The sequence below is a fragment of the Paenibacillus taichungensis genome, from assembly GCF_050994985.1.
Lineage (GTDB): Bacteria > Bacillota > Bacilli > Paenibacillales > Paenibacillaceae > Paenibacillus > Paenibacillus taichungensis.
Genome location: NZ_CP194720.1, coordinates 3,342,268 through 3,360,512, shown reverse-complemented (window position 1 = coordinate 3,360,512; position 18,245 = coordinate 3,342,268). Strand labels below are relative to the sequence as shown.

At 48.0% G+C, this 18,245-nt stretch carries 15 protein-coding genes; 11 read left to right on the top strand and 4 right to left on the bottom strand.

All coding sequences use genetic code 11. From position 1 onward, the window contains the following. Positions 1 to 8: 8 nt before the first annotated feature. Positions 9 to 893: a helix-turn-helix domain-containing protein gene (locus ACR1R9_RS14770; protein WP_433923307.1), complete on the top strand. Its 885-nt coding sequence runs from the start codon at positions 9 to 11 to the stop codon at positions 891 to 893. 7 nt (positions 894 to 900) lie between these two features. Here the strand turns inward: ACR1R9_RS14770 and ACR1R9_RS14765 are convergent, their stop codons facing one another. Together ACR1R9_RS14765 and ACR1R9_RS14760 are read right to left on the bottom strand one after the other, a co-directional pair. Then, complete coding sequence (locus ACR1R9_RS14765) at positions 901 to 1,335, bottom strand: hypothetical protein (RefSeq protein WP_063563348.1); 435 nt, start codon at positions 1,333 to 1,335, stop codon at positions 901 to 903. A gap of 243 nt (positions 1,336 to 1,578) precedes the next feature. Then, entirely contained in the window at positions 1,579 to 2,523 is a 945-nt protein-coding gene (locus tag ACR1R9_RS14760; RefSeq protein WP_433923308.1) for a glycosyl hydrolase, read from the bottom strand. A 375-nt stretch (positions 2,524 to 2,898) separates the two neighbouring features. Between ACR1R9_RS14760 and ACR1R9_RS14755 the strand changes: the two genes are divergently transcribed. Continuing rightward, positions 2,899 to 3,345, top strand: a complete 447-nt coding sequence (locus ACR1R9_RS14755; protein ID WP_076289695.1) for a RidA family protein — start codon at positions 2,899 to 2,901, stop codon at positions 3,343 to 3,345. Between the two features lie 5 nt (positions 3,346 to 3,350). After that, a complete protein-coding gene (locus ACR1R9_RS14750) occupies positions 3,351 to 3,941 on the top strand; it encodes a GNAT family N-acetyltransferase (RefSeq protein ID WP_433923309.1) in 591 nt (196 codons plus the stop codon). Between the two features lie 168 nt (positions 3,942 to 4,109). On the opposite strand, the gene ACR1R9_RS14745 is transcribed toward ACR1R9_RS14750, so the two are convergent. Continuing rightward, positions 4,110 to 5,954 (bottom strand): IucA/IucC family protein, encoded by a 1,845-nt coding sequence (locus tag ACR1R9_RS14745; RefSeq protein WP_076289696.1) that lies wholly within the window; start codon positions 5,952 to 5,954, stop codon positions 4,110 to 4,112. A 24-nt stretch (positions 5,955 to 5,978) separates the two neighbouring features. After that, complete coding sequence (locus ACR1R9_RS14740; protein ID WP_076289697.1) at positions 5,979 to 7,280, bottom strand: MFS transporter; 1,302 nt, start codon at positions 7,278 to 7,280, stop codon at positions 5,979 to 5,981. Between the two features lie 232 nt (positions 7,281 to 7,512). Here ACR1R9_RS14740 and sbnA point away from each other — a divergent pair, with 232 nt between their 5' ends. From sbnA to ACR1R9_RS14700, 8 genes are all read left to right on the top strand, one after another. After that, a complete protein-coding gene (gene sbnA / locus ACR1R9_RS14735; RefSeq protein ID WP_143764717.1) occupies positions 7,513 to 8,520 on the top strand; it encodes a 2,3-diaminopropionate biosynthesis protein SbnA in 1,008 nt (335 codons plus the stop codon). Between the two features lie 27 nt (positions 8,521 to 8,547). Continuing rightward, positions 8,548 to 9,567 (top strand): 2,3-diaminopropionate biosynthesis protein SbnB, encoded by a 1,020-nt coding sequence (gene sbnB / locus ACR1R9_RS14730; protein ID WP_433923311.1) that lies wholly within the window; start codon positions 8,548 to 8,550, stop codon positions 9,565 to 9,567. Further along, a complete protein-coding gene (locus ACR1R9_RS14725; RefSeq protein ID WP_076289699.1) occupies positions 9,558 to 10,781 on the top strand; it encodes a type III PLP-dependent enzyme in 1,224 nt (407 codons plus the stop codon). The genes sbnB and ACR1R9_RS14725 overlap by 10 nt, the downstream gene beginning before the upstream one ends. Positions 10,782 to 10,824: 43 nt before the next feature. Then, positions 10,825 to 12,699, top strand: coding sequence for an IucA/IucC family protein (locus tag ACR1R9_RS14720; protein ID WP_076289700.1), 1,875 nt, complete (start codon positions 10,825 to 10,827; stop codon positions 12,697 to 12,699). Between the two features lie 17 nt (positions 12,700 to 12,716). Then, positions 12,717 to 14,792 (top strand): IucA/IucC family protein, encoded by a 2,076-nt coding sequence (locus ACR1R9_RS14715; RefSeq protein ID WP_433923312.1) that lies wholly within the window; start codon positions 12,717 to 12,719, stop codon positions 14,790 to 14,792. Positions 14,793 to 14,926: 134 nt separating this feature from the next. After that, on the top strand, positions 14,927 to 15,898 hold the full coding sequence (locus tag ACR1R9_RS14710; protein WP_180286995.1) for an ABC transporter substrate-binding protein: 972 nt from the start codon (positions 14,927 to 14,929) through the stop codon (positions 15,896 to 15,898). A gap of 290 nt (positions 15,899 to 16,188) precedes the next feature. Further along, on the top strand, positions 16,189 to 17,190 hold the full coding sequence (locus tag ACR1R9_RS14705; protein ID WP_433923313.1) for a FecCD family ABC transporter permease: 1,002 nt from the start codon (positions 16,189 to 16,191) through the stop codon (positions 17,188 to 17,190). Next, complete coding sequence (locus ACR1R9_RS14700; RefSeq protein ID WP_433923314.1) at positions 17,187 to 18,194, top strand: FecCD family ABC transporter permease; 1,008 nt, start codon at positions 17,187 to 17,189, stop codon at positions 18,192 to 18,194. Before ACR1R9_RS14705 ends, ACR1R9_RS14700 begins: the two co-directional genes overlap by 4 nt. The last annotated feature ends 51 nt before the right edge of the window (positions 18,195 to 18,245 follow it).

Sequence of the window (18,245 nt, the reverse complement as noted above, 5' to 3'; positions counted from 1 at the left end):
GCAGCTGCATGATACAGACATTTCAAGCGGATTACCATGATCCCACCGGATATTTGAATATCGAATATGATCGCCGCCTTGGATATTTTTCCATGACCGATGACCATCTGCATGACCATTATGAGCTGTACTACCTGCTATCGGGTGAGCGCATTTACTTCATTAAGGATCGAACTTATCGAATCAAAGCCGGAGACTTCGTATTCATTAACCGGAATACCGTTCATAAAACAATGGAGAGTGGAAGACCAGACCATGATCGAATTGTTCTGTATATCAAGCCAGAGCTGTTCAACGAATTGGCTATTTTACCCGAGCTGGCTGAGGGACTGAAGGAGCCATTCGGCTGGAATATTCCCATTCTGAGGCTTCCTTCACAGGTAAGTGAAACAGCGGAGCGAATGGTCAGTGAAATGATTGATGAGATGGTCCATACCAGAGCTGGAAGCAGTCTGCTGCTGCGTCACCGATCCGTTGAACTGCTGTTGTTTGCTTACCGTAACAAACATTTGAGCACCGTGCACTCGGCCGACAGTGAGCCGGTTCTGCATCCCAAGGCACAGGCAGTGGTGCGTTATCTCAACGATAACTATCAGCAGGATTTAGCGCTGCCTGAGGTTGCTGCATTATTTCGAATTAGTCCCCATTATCTAAGCCGTTTGTTCAAACAGACTACAGGTTTCACGTTCAGCGATTATCTCAATCTGCTTCGTGTGAAGGAGGCGCAGCGTTTGCTGCGTGAAAGCGAGGATTCCATAACCGAGATCGCTCTGCGAGCGGGATTCAGCAATTTTTCACATTTCGGGAAGATGTTCAAGCGTACGGTTCAGGTGTCACCGAGGACATATCGTCAGAAGTTTAGAGAAGTAGGTTCGACGAGAGTGCTGAGATAGGGTGGGTTTATTTCAAACGTTGGAGTCCCTTAATAATGATGTTTGTTTTATCACTTACCTTTTGTAATTCTTTCAATGAAAGCTTCGCATAGGCTGGAGGGACTACATGCCAGTACTGATGGAAAAGGTCACTTCGTTCAGTATATAACCTTTGGGCTGTTCCATCGACCATATTAGTAATGAGCCCATAATATTCGAAAGCGTTCTTAATATTGTTCGTATAGATGCTCAGGTTTGTTTCATCTGTTGTTTTGTTGCTTTTGATGTATCGATCCAGCTCTTTTTTATAATGTATACTTTCCAGAATAACACTGCGGTAAGCTGAGTCGGCAGAAGACTCGATACGATGTTTGAGTTCACGATACTTATGAAAAAAGATGGATGCAATAATCAGAATGATAGTGAATAAAATCAGAATAATATGTCGTGTTTTTGTACTCATAAATACGTCCTTGTTTATGTATTTAGTATGTTCCCATTTTGAAAATGGAGTTCTACATAATAACATGTAACGACACTTAAACCTATAGGTAAATACAGGAAGGGAATTCTTGACGACACGCGATCCGAAGTCGAACATGTAAAAAAAGAACCTGAGCAATCCTGCGTGCGCAGACATTGGTTCAGGTCCTTTATTATGACGTTGTAAAACAGTGTTTAAATCTCACTTTAGGAAAAACGCAGCTCAAACCGAAATTTGACTTGTATCGTTCTCCGGTCGCAACTTCATCTTTAACTCTTCATCTCGTGGACAGACCATCACACCATCAATGACATCGAGACGTGCGGCCTGAATGGAGGAACGACGTGCGGGTTCGCTGGCATGATCGATACCTTCGATCCGGTCCGGGTGGGTAAAATAAAAGATATAGGCTTCATCATCCTGTACGACGACATCTGCATGCAAACCGATTACACCATCATCCTCACGATTTCCTGGCTGATCGAGAATCAGACTGTTCCATTCCCAATGCTCCAGGTCATCCGACTTGTAAACAGCCTGTCCTCTCCATTCGTCAACAATCATCCAATACGAATCACGGAAACGAAATACGTTAGGCCCTTCATGCGCACGCCCTGTAATAACCGGACCGATGACTTCCCATTGATAGAGATCCGGGCTGTCTGCTGCATACGTATGGGATGAATTAGCTTCATCCTTGTACCACATCCGGAATTTTCCGTTCGGCAGCGGGTAAATACACGCATCAATCACACGCTCCGAGCTAAGCACCAGTTTGCCATGGAATGTCCAAGAGAGCAGATCCGTACTGGTGTAATGCAAAATGTGACGATCATGGCCAGCCCAGTCATGAGGCACCCCTTGAATGTAACTGACATACATGTGATACGTGCCCTCATGCCAGAAAATTTCGGGAGCCCAGAACGTATTATGTCCCCATTCATGCTCCAACCCGGTTAACGTACCACGATAAGTCCAAGACTGTCCACCGTCAGCTGAAGAAGCTACGCCCAAATCCGTGCCATGCACCCAGGCGAACTTTGGCCCTCCGGCTGTGGCTCTGCGATTGGTATAGATCATCCACCAGGTTTGCTCGGAACGATTCCATACAACGACCGGATCAGCAGCTCCATCAAAGATGGGATCACGAAACAATGGTGCACTCATGATGATTCCTCCTTATATTCAATCCCAGTGATTTTAGAGTTATTGCTTCTATCGTAAAAGAAATGATTTGAAATTACAATCTGACGTTTTCAATATTTAAGGAATTATATATTTATTAATTCATTTAAAATATCAATAAAAATATCAATTGAATCTAACATCGTAAACTGCACCCTGTATCCTAGTTTAGAGCATTTAATGCTGATCGACATTTGAAATGTAATTAATTACTTATATAGAAGGAAAATATCCTTCAACCCATTTTACATCTTGCAGTTCAAGAGCAACCGGCGTATATTGAGATTTAACTAAATTAGGAATAAATTGAAAGATTGATAGCTTGTAAAGACATTTTTATACATAAAGGAGAAGCCGATGATACAGACCAGATTGGATGAATTGGGCATTGTATTGCCCCAAGCAAGTACGCCGGCAGCAAAGTATACCAATGCGGTGATTGTAAATGGAATCATGTATGTGTCCGGTAAAGGGCCGGATACGCAAGAGCGTGGCAAACTGGGGGAGCAGTTCACGACGGAGCAGGGATATGAATTTGCCCGAAATGCTGCCATCGAGGTGTTGGCTGTCGTTCAGGAAGTGCTTGGTTCACTGGATCGGGTGAAACGGGTGGTTAAAGTGCAGGGGTTCATCAATGCGACCGCCTCGTATGAGGAGCACCATAAAGTGTTAAACGGGTTCTCGGATCTGATGCTGGAAGTGTTTGGAGAACAGGGCGCGCACGCCCGTTCCGTATTTGGCGCTGTATCCGTGAGGGACAACTTGCCGCTGATCATTGACTCGATTTTCCAAGTGGAGGAGTAGAGTTCATGACCAATCCCGCTTCAATGAATCCGTTAATGCTGTCTTTTCCCGAAAGTTTCGAAACACCGCGTTTGACCATTCGTGCCCCGAGGTGGGGAGATGGAGCGGCAGTGAATGAGGCAATTTGTGAAAGTGCGGAGCAATTACGTTTGTGGTTGCCTTTTGCCGAGAACATACCTTCACTGGAGGAATCGGAAGCGCATGCCCGCAAAGCCAGGCTGCAATTTCTGGAGCGTACCGACATGATGCTTCATTTACGTGACAGGTTTACGGATGATTTCGTGGGCAGCAGCGGACTGCATCGAATCGACTGGAATGCACGTTGTTTCGAAATCGGTTATTGGATCAGAACTTCGCGTGCCGGTGAGGGTCTCATGACAGAAGCAGTCAGAGGTATTGAGCAGTTCGCAATAACCTATATGGAGGCGAACCGGCTGGAAATCCGCTGTGATGCCCGCAATGTGCGAAGTGCCAAAGTGGCTGAGCGCGCAGGCTATACGCTTGAAGGTGTACTGCGCAAGATGCGGCGTGACAGTACAGGTACGTTGGTAGATATGATGGTGTTTGCCAAGGTAAGAGGAGATGAGTTTGAATAAATAGGTTGAAAAAAGATAAGAAATGAATCGGAAAATGATTTAAAAGAAAGAAAGAAACGGCTTCTGGAAGAACACGTTGTGTTGTTCTCCAGGGCCGTTTTTTGATATGCAAATATTGGAGGCTGGGAGATACTGCTGGATGAATTGGAGCAGATAAAAGGAACCTCCTTATCTCATTGGATTGGGAATGTTGACGTATAACGGCGTCTCACCACGCTGATGGAAGCGGCTGAGCAGATTGGCTTTGGCTGGTAAGGTCTCGGTGGTCAACAGATCACGAATGACGTCGTTGATGTGCGAGGATTCGGCTGTCTTTTTCCGAAGCTCCTCTAATGTATTTCTCACCACCCTCCAGTATGGCTGCTCCTGTTGACCAGTATAATATGCCAGACGCTGCACCACATGACTGAGGTGATTGACAAAGAAATAATATTTCAATCGATGACGTGATTCTTCTTCGGTATACAAGACAGGACTGTTGGCATTGACTACCTGATCGATCCAACCTTGCTGTTCCGCTAAGGCTCGATTGACACTGATGCCCTCCAGATCCCTAACCACAAAAGTGGCAGGCATACCATCTTCAAGACGCAGCATGGAATTCTGTACATGAGCTTCCAGACTAATGCCTGTCTCGGCATACAGTTCCACAAGTGGAACCATGGACAACTCCAGATATTGACGAAGCCATTCATACCAGTCTGTCTGCACCCTCGCATCATTTACACGATCCGGCGACGAGGATGATTGGAGACTTTCCCGGACGGCCCGGAACAACAGCGGTTCGGTTTCTCCGGGAAGTACCTCCATCAGAGATGCCACAACATAAGGAGCCCCTGAAGCAGAGCGGCAAGACTCTGGTGCTTCGCGCAGGATCATGGAGAATCCGGAGATCAGCGCCTCCTGAGTGGGCGAAGGTATCTCCGGTACCTTCAAGCTACGGTAGCCTTTTTCCAGCAAAATTTGAAATTTCTCTGACGTCCAGCGATCCTGAATCTGCTGTACAATTCTGGATGCATCCAGTGTGCGCAGCAACTGCTCTTCATTGTTCTCGCGAATAAAATTTGTAATTCGAATATGAAGAGACAGCTTATAGAAACAACTTTCCTTTGGATTCCAGACCGTGCGCACCGATGAGGTAGGATACACGGAAGGTCCGGTAGAGCCCAGATCAATCAAAGTGTCTTGTCGTAATAAGGACTTTACAGGTTCAAGTGTCCGCAAATAGGCGGCCTGCCAAGGATGACAAGGGAGGAGGACATAATGTTTGCTTTCCAGAGAGAGGTGCTTCCAAGCGGCCTCGGCCATTTCCGCAGGAACCCAGGGTGCTTCACTGCCATAGTCCACGGTATCCAGCCAATCCTCCAACACAAGTTCAGGTGCGACCGCAAAACAGCTGAGCGGAAAGCTTACGCCAAATTCTGGCGAATAGGCATGCGAATCCGAAGAACTGAAGCCCTCCAGACTTTTCGGAGTTGGATGAAATGGATGACCACATAGCAGTGTCTGTTCTAGATAGCGAAAATCCAATGTTACAGGAGATGTTGTACTCAGGGCATGCTCCAGATAAGAGGTCATATGCTCCAAACTGTTGTAAACCATCTGCTCCAGCTCTGCTCTTTTCAACATTCGGGCTTTAAGATTGGGTTCTACAGATGATATTTCATCGAGCAACAGCGTTGTTATTTGTTCAAAAGAAACTTCTCTCCAACCATCGGGCTGTGCCCCGCCTGATTCTGCAATGTGAAACTTGTCGCCATAGACATGATGTCCAGCGGCGGAACGATGAAGCAGATTTCCATATATCCTCTGACCAGTACGCGGAAGCTCAATAACAAGTGAAAAGTTTGGCCGCGTGGTAATTCGAACATAAGGATCATGCTGTTCGGTTTCTCGGAGATAGGCGTTCAATATACGGCTTAGCATCTCCTGACGAGCAATTCCGCTCGGCGATACTAAAGAGGGATGAACAGTCTGCTGGAATGAATCGATGGTGATGTTATCCTTGGTCATGATTGATTATCATCCTTTCACAAATTATTGGAGTGGCAGTTGTACGGGAGCTTTTGGCTCATGAACCGCTGGGCGGCGTACAGCAAGCGAAGCGGCAAGCATGACTGTCCCCATGACGAGAAATACAGCTGGAATTCCCCAGATACCTCCGATTAGAACCCCAATGGACGGACCGGCAATCTGACCAGCCATTAACATACTGTTGGTAGCTCCGATGCGCACGCCCCGATCCTGATCGGTGGAGGATTTCAGCACGTTGAGCATGACCGTCTGCAACAGGGCGCTGTAGAAGAATCCTTGCAGAAAACGTACAACTAGCAGCCAGGCCACCCCGAGTGGAAGTGTATGTGCAAGCAGACACAAGCCGCATAACAAACCAGCCAGCCGGAGATTGCGTTCGGGTAAGTAACGATCGTTTCGCTTACCCCACCACGATGCGCCAACCAATTCACCAACCGAAGACATCGCGAGCAGAACCCCGACGGTAAGCGCAGCTGCACCTGAGGAAGGGACGATTTCACGAATAAACGGAGTAAACATCGTAAATGTTGCAAAATCTGCGAGCTTAAAAATGATGCCTGCGATAACGAGTCTTCGGGCAATCGGATGCGTAATCAGCGAAACGAAGGCATGGATAATTCCGCTCTTGTTTCTGTTTTTGCCATGGTTATTCAACAGAGCGGCCGAAGGCTGGTGCTGTTCCACAGGAGATACTTGAGTATTGTTCTTGGCCGTACGCGTTCGATGAGTCGTCGCCCCCGTTAATACGATTGCGGCAAGCACAGCAAAGCTCAATGTCAACGAGGCCGTAATGAACAATAGCGGACGACTTCCCCATGTGTTTACACATATGCTTCCTAGTAGTGGTCCCACGAGCAGACCTGCTGCCGATGCCCGCTCCAACTGTCCGAGCGCAGAACCCTGCTTTTGGTCAGGGGCATGGGTTCCCACAAACGCACTGCTTGCATCAGATATGCCACCGAAAGCCCCCTGGCAGAGACGGAACAAAAAGAATTGAAAGGGCGTCTGGGCAACGCCCATCAGAAACATGCTAAGGGCCAGTCCGACCAGCGCTCTGACAACCATCCATTTTCGACTCCAACGATCTCCGATCTTACCCCAAAAAGGGGTCAGAAGTGCGTAGGACAAAGCAGGCGCAGATACGGACAGACCTGTCCACATCAGCACCTCTTCCGGCGTTCCCGCGTTCAGATGCTCCATGTAGTAGGGTATAAAAGGGCTGATTCCAGTCAGCCCGGCACTGGAAAGAAAGCGTCCACCCCACAAAATGCGGACGCTCTGTTTCCATGCCATTTGAGACATCATGTGTCTACTTCACCACCTTGATTTTGGCAATTTGAAACCAATTGCTGATCAGATTATCAAGAATGATTCTCAATGTCAATCTTATTTTTTTCAAAAACTTTCCAAAAATTTTAGTGTTGACAGGAAAAAAAAGGATATGCATAATAGGCCCTGTGTCCAATTTTGAAAATGATAATCATTATCAATAAAACGATTTTGGACAACAATATGCCCAGAAAGCTGGTGTAAAAACATGGAACAAAGTACCCTGCAAATCAAGGATCGCTCGCTTAAAGTTGCGGATTCCATTATCGATTGTATCGGTCAAACACCACTGGTTCGCTTGAATTCCCTGTTCGGATCTTCAGGAGCGTCGGTGTATGCCAAGCTGGAAATGATGAACCCCGGCGGCAGCATGAAAGACCGACCTGCACGATACATTATCGAGCAGGGTCTGCGAGAAGGAACGATCAAACCAGATACGCATCTCATCGAGAGCACTTCAGGAAATCTGGGAATTGGTCTCGCATTAACCGCAAAACGATATGGCCTGAAATTCACCTGTGTGGTTGATCCAAAAATCACATCGACGAATCTGAGAATGATAACCTACCTCGGGGCACAGGTTGACATGGTGACTGAACCGGACGAATACGGAAGTTATTTGCAATCCCGTATTCGCAGGGTCAAGGAGTTAGCCAGTCAGGACCCGGCAGGTTACTGGATCAACCAGTATGCCAACCCTTTGAACTGGCAAGCTCACTATCATGGTGCAGGTCAGGAGATTGTGGAGCAGATGGATGGACAGATAGACGTACTAGTGTGTGCAGTGAGTACGACTGGAAGTATTCTGGGCATATCCCGCCGTGTGAAAGAGGCAAATCCGCATGCGCGGATCGTAGCCGTTGATGCAGTTGGCTCGATCATTTTTGGCACACCATCACGTCAGCGTGAATTGCCAGGTATCGGCGCCAACCGTGTCCCTGAGTTATTCAGCCCGAACGAGATTGACCAAGTTATTCATGTGGATGATCGGGAATCTGTGCTGGGCTGCCAGAAGCTGCTGGAACGGGAAGGCATTTTTGCAGGAGGTTCGTCCGGATCACTGGTTGCTGCACTGGAAAAACTGGTTCCAACCTTGCGGCCTTCAGCCAAAGTGGTTACTGTTTTCGCAGATCGTGGAGAACGTTATCTGGACAGTGTGTATGACGAGCAATGGGTTAATCAATTGCCGCCAAGCCAAGCTATTAAGAGTATTTAAAAATTTATCTCAGAGGAGAGATCAAATATGAGCACCGTTCAGGATCATAGCCTTTTGTATATGAGTAAACAGGATATTATAGATCTGGGAGGGCTGTATTCAGAGCCATATGTCAAAGCAGTAACCCGTGCACTGGAGCTTCATGCCAAGCGGGATATCGTGCAACCGTTGAAGCCTTATCTGCGGGTTAACGAGAAGAGCGGTCATATTGCCGATCGCATTATTGCGATGCCTGCGTATGTGGGTGGCGATGTAGCGATCAGTGGTCTCAAGTGGATTGGAAGCAAACATGATAATCCGGCTAAGCGTCATAAGGAACGTGCAAGCGCTCTTATTATCCTCAATGATCCGGAAAGCAACTATCCGGTGGCGGTGATGGAAGGCAGCGTGATCAGTGGGATGCGCACGGCAGCGGTTACAGCCATTGGGGCAAGATATTTAGCCAGAGAAAGTTTCCGCACAGTGAGCGTAATCGGCTGCGGGGTAATCGCCAGAATGCAGATCACCTCGCTGCTTGAACAATTTGACTCCATTCGGACCATACATCTGTATGACCTGAATGACGATACGGCCCGCCAGCTTGCCGATGAAATTGGTTCGCGTTTTGATCAGGTTGAAGTGCTGGTGGAAGATTCGTCAGAACAAGCGGTACGACAAGCGGAAGTACTTGTAACGGCTACGGTAGCCTCATCGCCCCATATTCCGTATGAATGGATTGCCAAAGGTACCTTTGTCAGTAACATCTCGATTATGGATTTGCACAAGGATGTATTTACGCAGGCAGACAAAGTGGTCGTGGACGACTGGGATCAATCCAATCGGGAGAAAAAGATTATTAATCAGCTGGTGCTGGAAGGGAAATTCTCCCGTGAGCAGCTTCATGCTGAACTCGGCGAGATCCTGATTGGGGCAAAGTCAGGACGAGAACATGAGGATGAGATTATTGTGCTGAACCCGATGGGGATGGCGATTGAGGATATCTCCAGTGCGGCAGAGATGTATGCAAGAGCCGTTGAACAAGGAAAGGGCACACGTTTATGGCTATAGAGCTGAAGATAGGACGTATGCCTCAGGTTGCAAGAGTTCGTGAGCACCTATTGGCACTGAAAGAACAGCAGACCGAACCGGTATGTGCCTACATCCGGGATGTAACAGCACTCGTCGCTCATGTGCATCAACGTGTACAATCCATGCCGGAATCTAGTCAGCTGTTCTATGCCATCAAAGCCAACTCGGAAGAAGAGGTGCTTCGAGCGCTGGCCCCTGTAGTTCATGGCTTTGAAGTGGCATCTTTGGGCGAGATCGTGAAGGTGAGACAAGTCTCAGCGGATATTCCGATTCTGTTTGGTGGACCAGGCAAGACGGAAGTCGAGCTTCGGGGAGCGATAGAGCATAAAGTGCAGCTTATTCATGTGGAGAGTATGCACGAGCTAAACAAGCTGAACGAGATTGCTCGTCAAAACGACGTTCGGGTATCCGTATTGCTGCGGATTAACCTGAAAGGTCCACTGCCGCAGGCGACACTGGCTATGGGCGGTCGTCCGACCCAGTTCGGAATCGACGAGGTTATGCTGCCACAAGTCATGAACCAGCTCCGACACTTGCCACATATTCAGGTGGAAGGCTTTCATTTTCACTCCCTTTCGAACAATCTGGATGCGGAGCAGCATGTGAAACTGGTTGAGTATTACTGCACGATCGCACGGGATTGGGCGAGGCAATATGGTTTCACGCTTCGGTATTTGAATGCCGGGGGTGGAATTGGTGTGAACTATGCCCATCTGGAGCAACAGTTTGACTGGAACACATTTGTGAATGGGATTGCACCGGTATTGCAAAAGGAACTGCCTTCGGAAACGACTTTGTTGTTCGAATGTGGGCGTTACCTTACGGCGTCGAGTGGGTATTATGCAACCGAGGTGCTTGACGTTAAAGTCAACCATGGTAAAACATATGTCATCGTGCGTGGCGGTACACATCATTTTCGCCTACCCGTTTCTTGGCAGCACAGTCATCCGTTCGAAGTGATTGAGGTGGAGAACTGGACGCATCCGTATGACAGACCCGAGGTGAAGGAAACCGCTTTTACAGTGGCAGGCCAGCTATGTACTCCGAAAGATATTTTGGCAAGTGATATTATGTCAGGCAGGGTTCGGGCAGGAGACATTTTGCTGTTCCAATATGCGGGTGCTTATGGCTGGGCGATCTCGCATCATGACTTTTTGAGTCATCCACACCCGCAGCACATTTATTTGCAGTAGCACATGAAATGGTTTGAGGCAGTGCAATCATGGGAGGTGTCATATGAACGGTCTAACAGCAGAATTGGTCAGGTCCGAAGAGTGGATAATGGTGCGGCGACGTATTTTCAGGCAATTGGTGGAGTCATTTCTGTATGAGCAAATCTTGAGTGAACCGGTGATCGGGCCTTATGCGGAGGCAGAGTATACACTGCGAGGGGAGACGGAGACAGGAGAGAAGGTGGAATACACCTTTTGGGCTGTACGAAAAGAGAGCTTTGATCGCATTCGGTTGTCAGATAAACCAATTATGCGGGTAACATCGAAAAATCGAGCTGAAGCAGATTCTATTCCTCGTTTTTTACTGGAGATGGCTGCGCATATTCCCACATCCGAAGCTCAGCTGGGGCAATTCATGGATGAGCTTCAGCAAACCCATCTGAAGGACACGCTGTCTTTGCGATGGCGTGCTGGTCAGCCCGAACCTCGGGTATCAGAATATGATGAGTGGGAATCTGCCCTGATTGAAGGGCATCCGTATCATCCTTGTTACAAATCCAGAGTTGGATTCACGCTTTCTGACAATGAAGCCTATGGACCGGAGTTCGGACCCGAATTCAAGCTGGTCTGGATTGCGATTAAACAGGATTCAGCCCAGATATCCATTTCGTCTTCACTGGACACGTATGCTGAGTTTATTCATAACGAGCTGGGGCAGGAGCTACAGACATTCAAGTTGATTTTGCAGGAAGTTATATCGTCTGCGAACTTGAAATTGAACTCGGCTGCCAATGCCGAGGAGAAAGTGAATACGGATGGGGCTGCAAGTGTTGATGAATATGTATTCGTTCCTGTGCATCCCTGGCAGTGGGAACGAATAATATCGGTGGCGTGTGCGGAGCAACTCCGAACAGGGGAAATTATATATCTGGGTCAAGCAGGTGACCCCTACTGTCCTCAACAATCCATTCGCACATTGACGAATGTGAGTCATCGCGATAAACCGTATGTCAAACTGCCACTGAATATGGTGAATACGTCATCCGGCCGAATTCTGGCACAGCACACGATCATGAATGCAGCCCGTATCTCGGACTGGCTTGGTCGTGTGGTGGCAGAAGATTCGTTTTTGCAGGATGAGCTTGGTCTGATTGTGCTGAAGGAGATTGCGGGGGTATCGTACCATCACCAGAAACTGCCCAATATACTGGAGCAAAAAATATACGGATCACTTGGAGTGATCTGGCGTGAAAGTCTGCATCCACGCTTGCGGGCAGGAGAAGATGCTTTGCCCTTCAATGCTTTGTGTCATCTCGATCAGCAGGGCACTCCGGTCATTAAACCGTGGATAAGCGCATATGGCCTGGATCGCTGGACCCGGCAATTGCTGAATGTTGCGGTGGTACCGTTGATACATCTGCTGTACGCACATGGAGCGGCGCTGGAATCGCATGCGCAGAATATGATTATCGTGCTGAAAAAAGGATGGCCCAGCCGGATTGCGCTTAAGGATTTCCATGACGGAATCCGTTACTGCCCATCCATTCCTCACCCGTTTGGATACCCGGATATTGAATATCCACCTGCCAACCATCAGCGGGTGAATCGCAATTCGTTTGTGGAGAAGGAAGACCCTTCTGAGGTGAAGGACTTTATGTTAGACGCGTTGTGTTTTATCAACCTGACTGAAGTGGCATTGTTTCTGGAGAAGCACTTTGACCTGAGCGAAAAGCAATGGTGGCGCATGGCTGCCGAAGTGATTTTGAATTACCAGGAACGGTTCCCGGAGCTACAGACGCGATTTGAACAGTTTGACGTTTTTGCATCCGAGATCGAAGTGGAACAGCTGACCAGACGGCGAATTCATGAAGGGCCGGGGGATTGTGTGCATCGGGTAAGTAATCCACTGCATGTCTACAGGCCAATATGGCAGAGTTAATCAGGAGGGGAGGAAGCATGCGCATGGAAAGTACGAGAATATCGGAATATCAGAGCCATGATGAGGATCAGGACGGGCAAACGTTTTGCATAGATGAATCCTCTAGCCACTCAGGAAATGGTGTGGCACGCTCTAGAGTTGGAGTGGAGAAGGAGCATTGGCAAGAGCAGCTAAGAAAATTTTACACCGCATCCCTGTCTTCACACCACTATACCGATGCACGCAGACGCATATTCAAGCAGTTGGTTGAATCCTTGATGTACGAAGGTGTTATCGAATATACCTCAAGGGAGGAGCAGGGGTTCAACGTTTGGGAAATAGAGGGTCTTGGTCTGAACGGCGAACGGGTTTTCTACGCATGCAGGGGAACGAGCCATCTCACCTTTGGTCGTTTACGGCTGAACCATGAACCGATTACAAGACGTGTCTTTATGGATGAGACTCCGGCTTGGGGTTCGGGAAGTAGCAGCATTCAAAAGGGAGAACGTATTCAGGCTGTAGAAGTTGGGCAAGAAGCGGAGTCGATTTCTCTATTTTTGCTGGAAGTCGGACCTGCGATAGGCGCCGATGAAGGAAAGCTGCTGCATTTCGTTAAAGAACTGGAACAGACGCTGATCAATGACACACTGGCGAGATATGTACGGGCTGAGCGGCAGACTGATCTCCATGCTCTTCCCGATGAGGACTGGGAAAGTGGAATTATCGAGGGTCATCCATACCATCCAAGTTATAAATCCCGTATCGGCTTCCGAATCGAAGATCAGCTTGAATATGGACCCGAGTTCCGCGGATGCATTAAACCGATATGGGTGGGAATTCATAAGCAAAACGCACGGATAAGTCATGGCACGAATGAACATGGACCGGCTGCAAGGGAATGGCTTCAGAATCAACTTGGCGAACAAGTGTTGGATCGCTTCCTCACGGCACTACAGGAAATGGGTGCTGATCCGGCAGAGTATGTGATGATGCCAGTCCATCCGTGGCAATGGCGAACAACGATCAGTTCTGTACTTGCAGAAGATATTCGTAAAGGGAGCATCGTACCGCTTGGCAGCAGCGAAGACCGATATACTGCTCAACAGTCGATTCGCACGCTAGCTAACCGATCACGTCCCAATTCACCGTACTTGAAGCTGTCGCTTAGTATGATCAACACATCAACTAGTAGGGTGATCGCCCCACATACGGTTGAGAATGCACCTCGCATTACCGATTGGCTGCAGGGAATTAGTAAGCAAGATCCCTACTTGAGGGATGAACTGCGTGTCATTCTTTTGGGAGAGATTGCTGGCGTTGCATACGACAATCATCAGATACCGGATGTTTTGAAGCCACTCTCGTATGGTGTGTTGTCCTGCATTTGGAGAGAAAGTGTACATTCCTGGCTGGAACCGGGTGAATCAGCGATCCCGTTTAATGCATTGTCTACACTGGACTATGCAGGGCGCCCGGCGATTGATCCTTGGGTGAAAAAGCTGGGTGCTGATGAATGGCTGTCCGAGCTACTGCTGACTGCGGTACGACCGCTCATTCACTGGTTATTCGCTCATGGGATTGCGCTAGAGTCTCATGCACAGAATATGCTGCTCATTCACCGGGAAGGCAGACCCTCACGCATTGCGCTGAAGGATTTTCACGATGGAATTCGATTTACAAGAGAGGCACTTGCCGATCCAAAGCTCTGTCCAGCGCTTGTCGAGGTACCAGAATATCACCGCCGTGTGAACCGTAATTCATTCCTGGAGACGGAAGAACCGACAGAAGTGCGGGATTTCATACATGATGCCTTTTTCTTTATCAATCTTGGAGAGCTGGCTTTGTTCATGCACGAGCATTACCAGATCAGAGAGCAGACCTTCTGGAACAAAGTTCGTAAGATTATTACTGACTATCAACAACATTTCCCTGAATTTCATGAGCGTTACGAACGGTATTCCTTGTTTGATCCTGAGATCGGAGTAGAGCAATTGACCAAGCGTCGTATGTTCCCAGATGATGAATTGCGCATTCATCAGGTTCCGAATCCACTGGCGCACCGGATTATGGATAAATTTGGGTCTAATGAGGATGAATTAAAAAATAGTATATGAGATCAAAAGAATATTGCATGGACAGAAACTGGAATTGTGGGATATTGTTTTAATAATGATAATCATTATTGATTAGGTTATTAAATAGGATCAGGGGGTTGGATGGGATGCAAGTAGAGAGAAAGAGGATTGGAATGAAATCATGGGTACATTTTGCTATGTTGGCAGTACTGATGCTGGTGCTAGCGGGTTGTGGAAATTCGGGATCGGGTGCAGCCAATGGTACAGCAGCGGAAACAGCACCAACCGAACCAAAGCAAGAAGAAACCATAGCCAATACTGGCGATACACGTACCGTCAAAGATGCATATGGTGAGGTACAGGTTCCAACCAATGCAAGTCGAATTGTGGTACTGGACATTGGGGCCTTGGATAATTTGCTCGAGTTGGGCATTAAACCTGTAGGCGCACCTTCCATCCTGGCAGCAGGCGATCCGTATCCGGCTTATCTAAAAGGCACAGAAGGCATTGAGAATATCGGATCGGTGAATGAACCAAGCCTGGAGGCTATCGATGCAATGAAGCCGGATTTGATCATTGGTAATAAAGATACACATGATGCTATCCATGATCAGTTAAAACAAATCGCGCCTACGGTGTTTGTAGAAACACTCGGGGTTACCTGGAAAGAAAATCTGCAGCTTCATGCCGATGCAGTAAACAAGCTGGAAGATGGCAAGAAGCTGTTGGATACATATCAGCAGCGCATTGAGGAATTGAAATCCACGCTTGCAGGCAAAGATGCCAAGGAAGTATCGCTGTTCCGTCCCCGTGAAGACAAAATTCAGGTCTATCTGAAAGAAACCTTTGCAGGTACGATTATGGAAGATGCCGGAATTACTCGTCCCGCCGCACAGCAGGATGCAGGCTTCTCCAAGGATATTACGGAAGAACAGATTGCTGATCTCGATGGTGACGTAATCTTCTGGTTTAACCGTGAGCCGGATGCATTCGCCAAGCTGGAGAAAAGTAAATTGTGGGCAACGTTGAAAGGAGTCCAAAACGAAGCTGTGCACCCGGTTGACTGGGAGTACTGGATGAGTGGCCTGGGCATCCAGGCTGTAAACAAGGTCGTGGATGACCTGAACACCTATGTAGCCAACTAAACGCAAACATGCTGCACCTTTGCCAGAGACAATGGATTGTGAAATCAGCACTTTATCAATTGCAATTATGCTTCCAAGTGGTCATAGCTTAACTGTAAAATTGGGTCGTCGAATGTGACGATCCAATTTTTCTGATTTTACTGCATAGGACTCGTGCCACGGTTATATTCGTGCTCTATATTTATCCCTATATAATAGAAGGAAAAATTTTGACAGTCCGTTTTTTTAACTGTTGTATACAACATATTGAAGTACATAAATCAAGCAGCATGCAGGTCGGAGGCGTAAAAATGAACATAAACACCAGGTTTAAAATCACTGGTTTAGCAACGATCATCGTGTTGACACTTCTCGCGTTTCTATTCAGCATCATGTATGGCATTGTACAGATTCCATTGCGTTCTGTTGTGGATACGTTCTATGCCTTTGACGGATCGCGTGAACACCTGATCATTCAAACCGTTAGGCTGCCAAGAGCGGTTATTGCCGCAGTGGTTGGCAGCTCACTGGCTGTGGCCGGGTGCCTAATGCAGGGGATTAGCCGCAATGCTCTGGCAGGCCCTGAACTGTTCGGTATTAATTATGGCGCGGCACTTACCGCGGTGCTTGCTTCCTTTTGGCTGGGAACGACGTCTCTACAATTATTTGCATGGTCTGCGCTGTTGGGGGCCGCGGTTGCAGGCGTGATGGTTTTCCTTCTCAGTTCCACGGGCAGACAACCCTTATCTTCCGTAAAAATAGTTCTGGCAGGGGCTACATTAAATTTGTTATTTGCTTCACTGACACAAGGAATTCTTATCCTGAATGAGCAGTCTTTGGATACGATGCGTTTCTGGTTGGCGGGTTCATTGACAGGCAGAGATCTCGATCTGTTTATTCAAATTCTGCCTTATCTGATCCTTGGCATCGTCGGTTCGTTTGCATTAAGCAGTCAATTGAACATTTTTGGATTAGGAGATGAAGTGGCTCAAGGATTAGGACAGCGAATGAAGATGATTAGGATCATCTGTATTATCTCGATTGTTCTGCTGGCTGGCAGTGCCGTGGCACTTGCCGGACCAATCGGATTTATCGGGTTAGCCGTTCCGCATATTGCAAGATCAATAACAGGCAGTGATTATCGCTGGGTAGTTCCGTACTCTGCTGTTCTGGGGGCACTACTGCTGCTCACAGCAGATATTGGAGCGAGATTTGTGTTGCCTGGGCAGGAAATTCCTGTTGGGGTGGTTACAGCCTTCTTCGGTGCTCCTTTCCTCATCTATTTGGCCCAAAGAAAGGAGAGATCAATATGATTTCTTCTATTATAAAGAGACGTGCAATCACCCTTATTCTGATCCTGTTGTTATTGAATGTGGGGGTGCTTGTGCTTAATGTGATGTTGGGAGATCGCTCCATCCCTCCGGTTGAAGTATTGCGTAGCTTGATGGGCAGGGGAGATCAGGAATATCACTTCACCATTCATCAGTTAAGGCTGCCCCGGGTACTGACCGGTTTTCTGGTTGGGTGCGGCCTGGCATTGGCGGGTACAATCCTACAGGTCATTACGAGGAATCCTCTGGCATCACCTGGCGTAATTGGGCTGAATTCGGGTGCGGCTGCGGCGGTGGTTGCCGTCATGGTGCTGGTTCCTACCTTTCCAATGCGGCACATGCCTTGGATTGCATTCGTTGGAGCCTTTCTCGCGGCCACGGTAATCTATGGATTGTCATGGAGAAAAGGAGAGGCGAGTTCCACGGTTCGCATGCTGCTGATTGGTGTGGGCATCTCTGCAATGGCTGGCGCATTAATCACCTATTTGCTGACGGTGGGCAAAATATTCCGGGTCTCTCAGGCTTCCGTGTGGATGGCAGGCAGTCTATACGGACGAACGTGGGAACACTTTTGGCCTTTATTGCCGTGGATGCTGCTCCTGTTTCTTCTATTAATATGGATGTCCAGACGGCTGGATATGTTTCTGCTCGATGTCCAGTCGGCAGCTGGATTGGGTCTGCGGGTAGAGACTATGCGGGTGTTGTTCCTTCTGATGAGTGTAGGGCTCGCTGGGTCAGCGGTGTCGATGGCAGGAACGATTGGCTTTGTTGGCTTAATGGCTCCTCACATGGCAAAACATCTGGCAGGAAGCCGGAGTCTCGTTCGTTTGCCGATTGCAGCGTTGCTTGGAGGACTGATCGTCATGCTCGCAGATCTCGCCGGACGGACATGTTTCGCTCCGTATGAAATTCCAGCCGGATTAATTACGGCGATTATCGGGGCTCCATATATGATGTATTTGCTGTTACGACACAGAGGGATATAATGAAGAAAAGGATTCAGAATGCAAGAAAGGCTGGTGCATTTTTTCATGCCA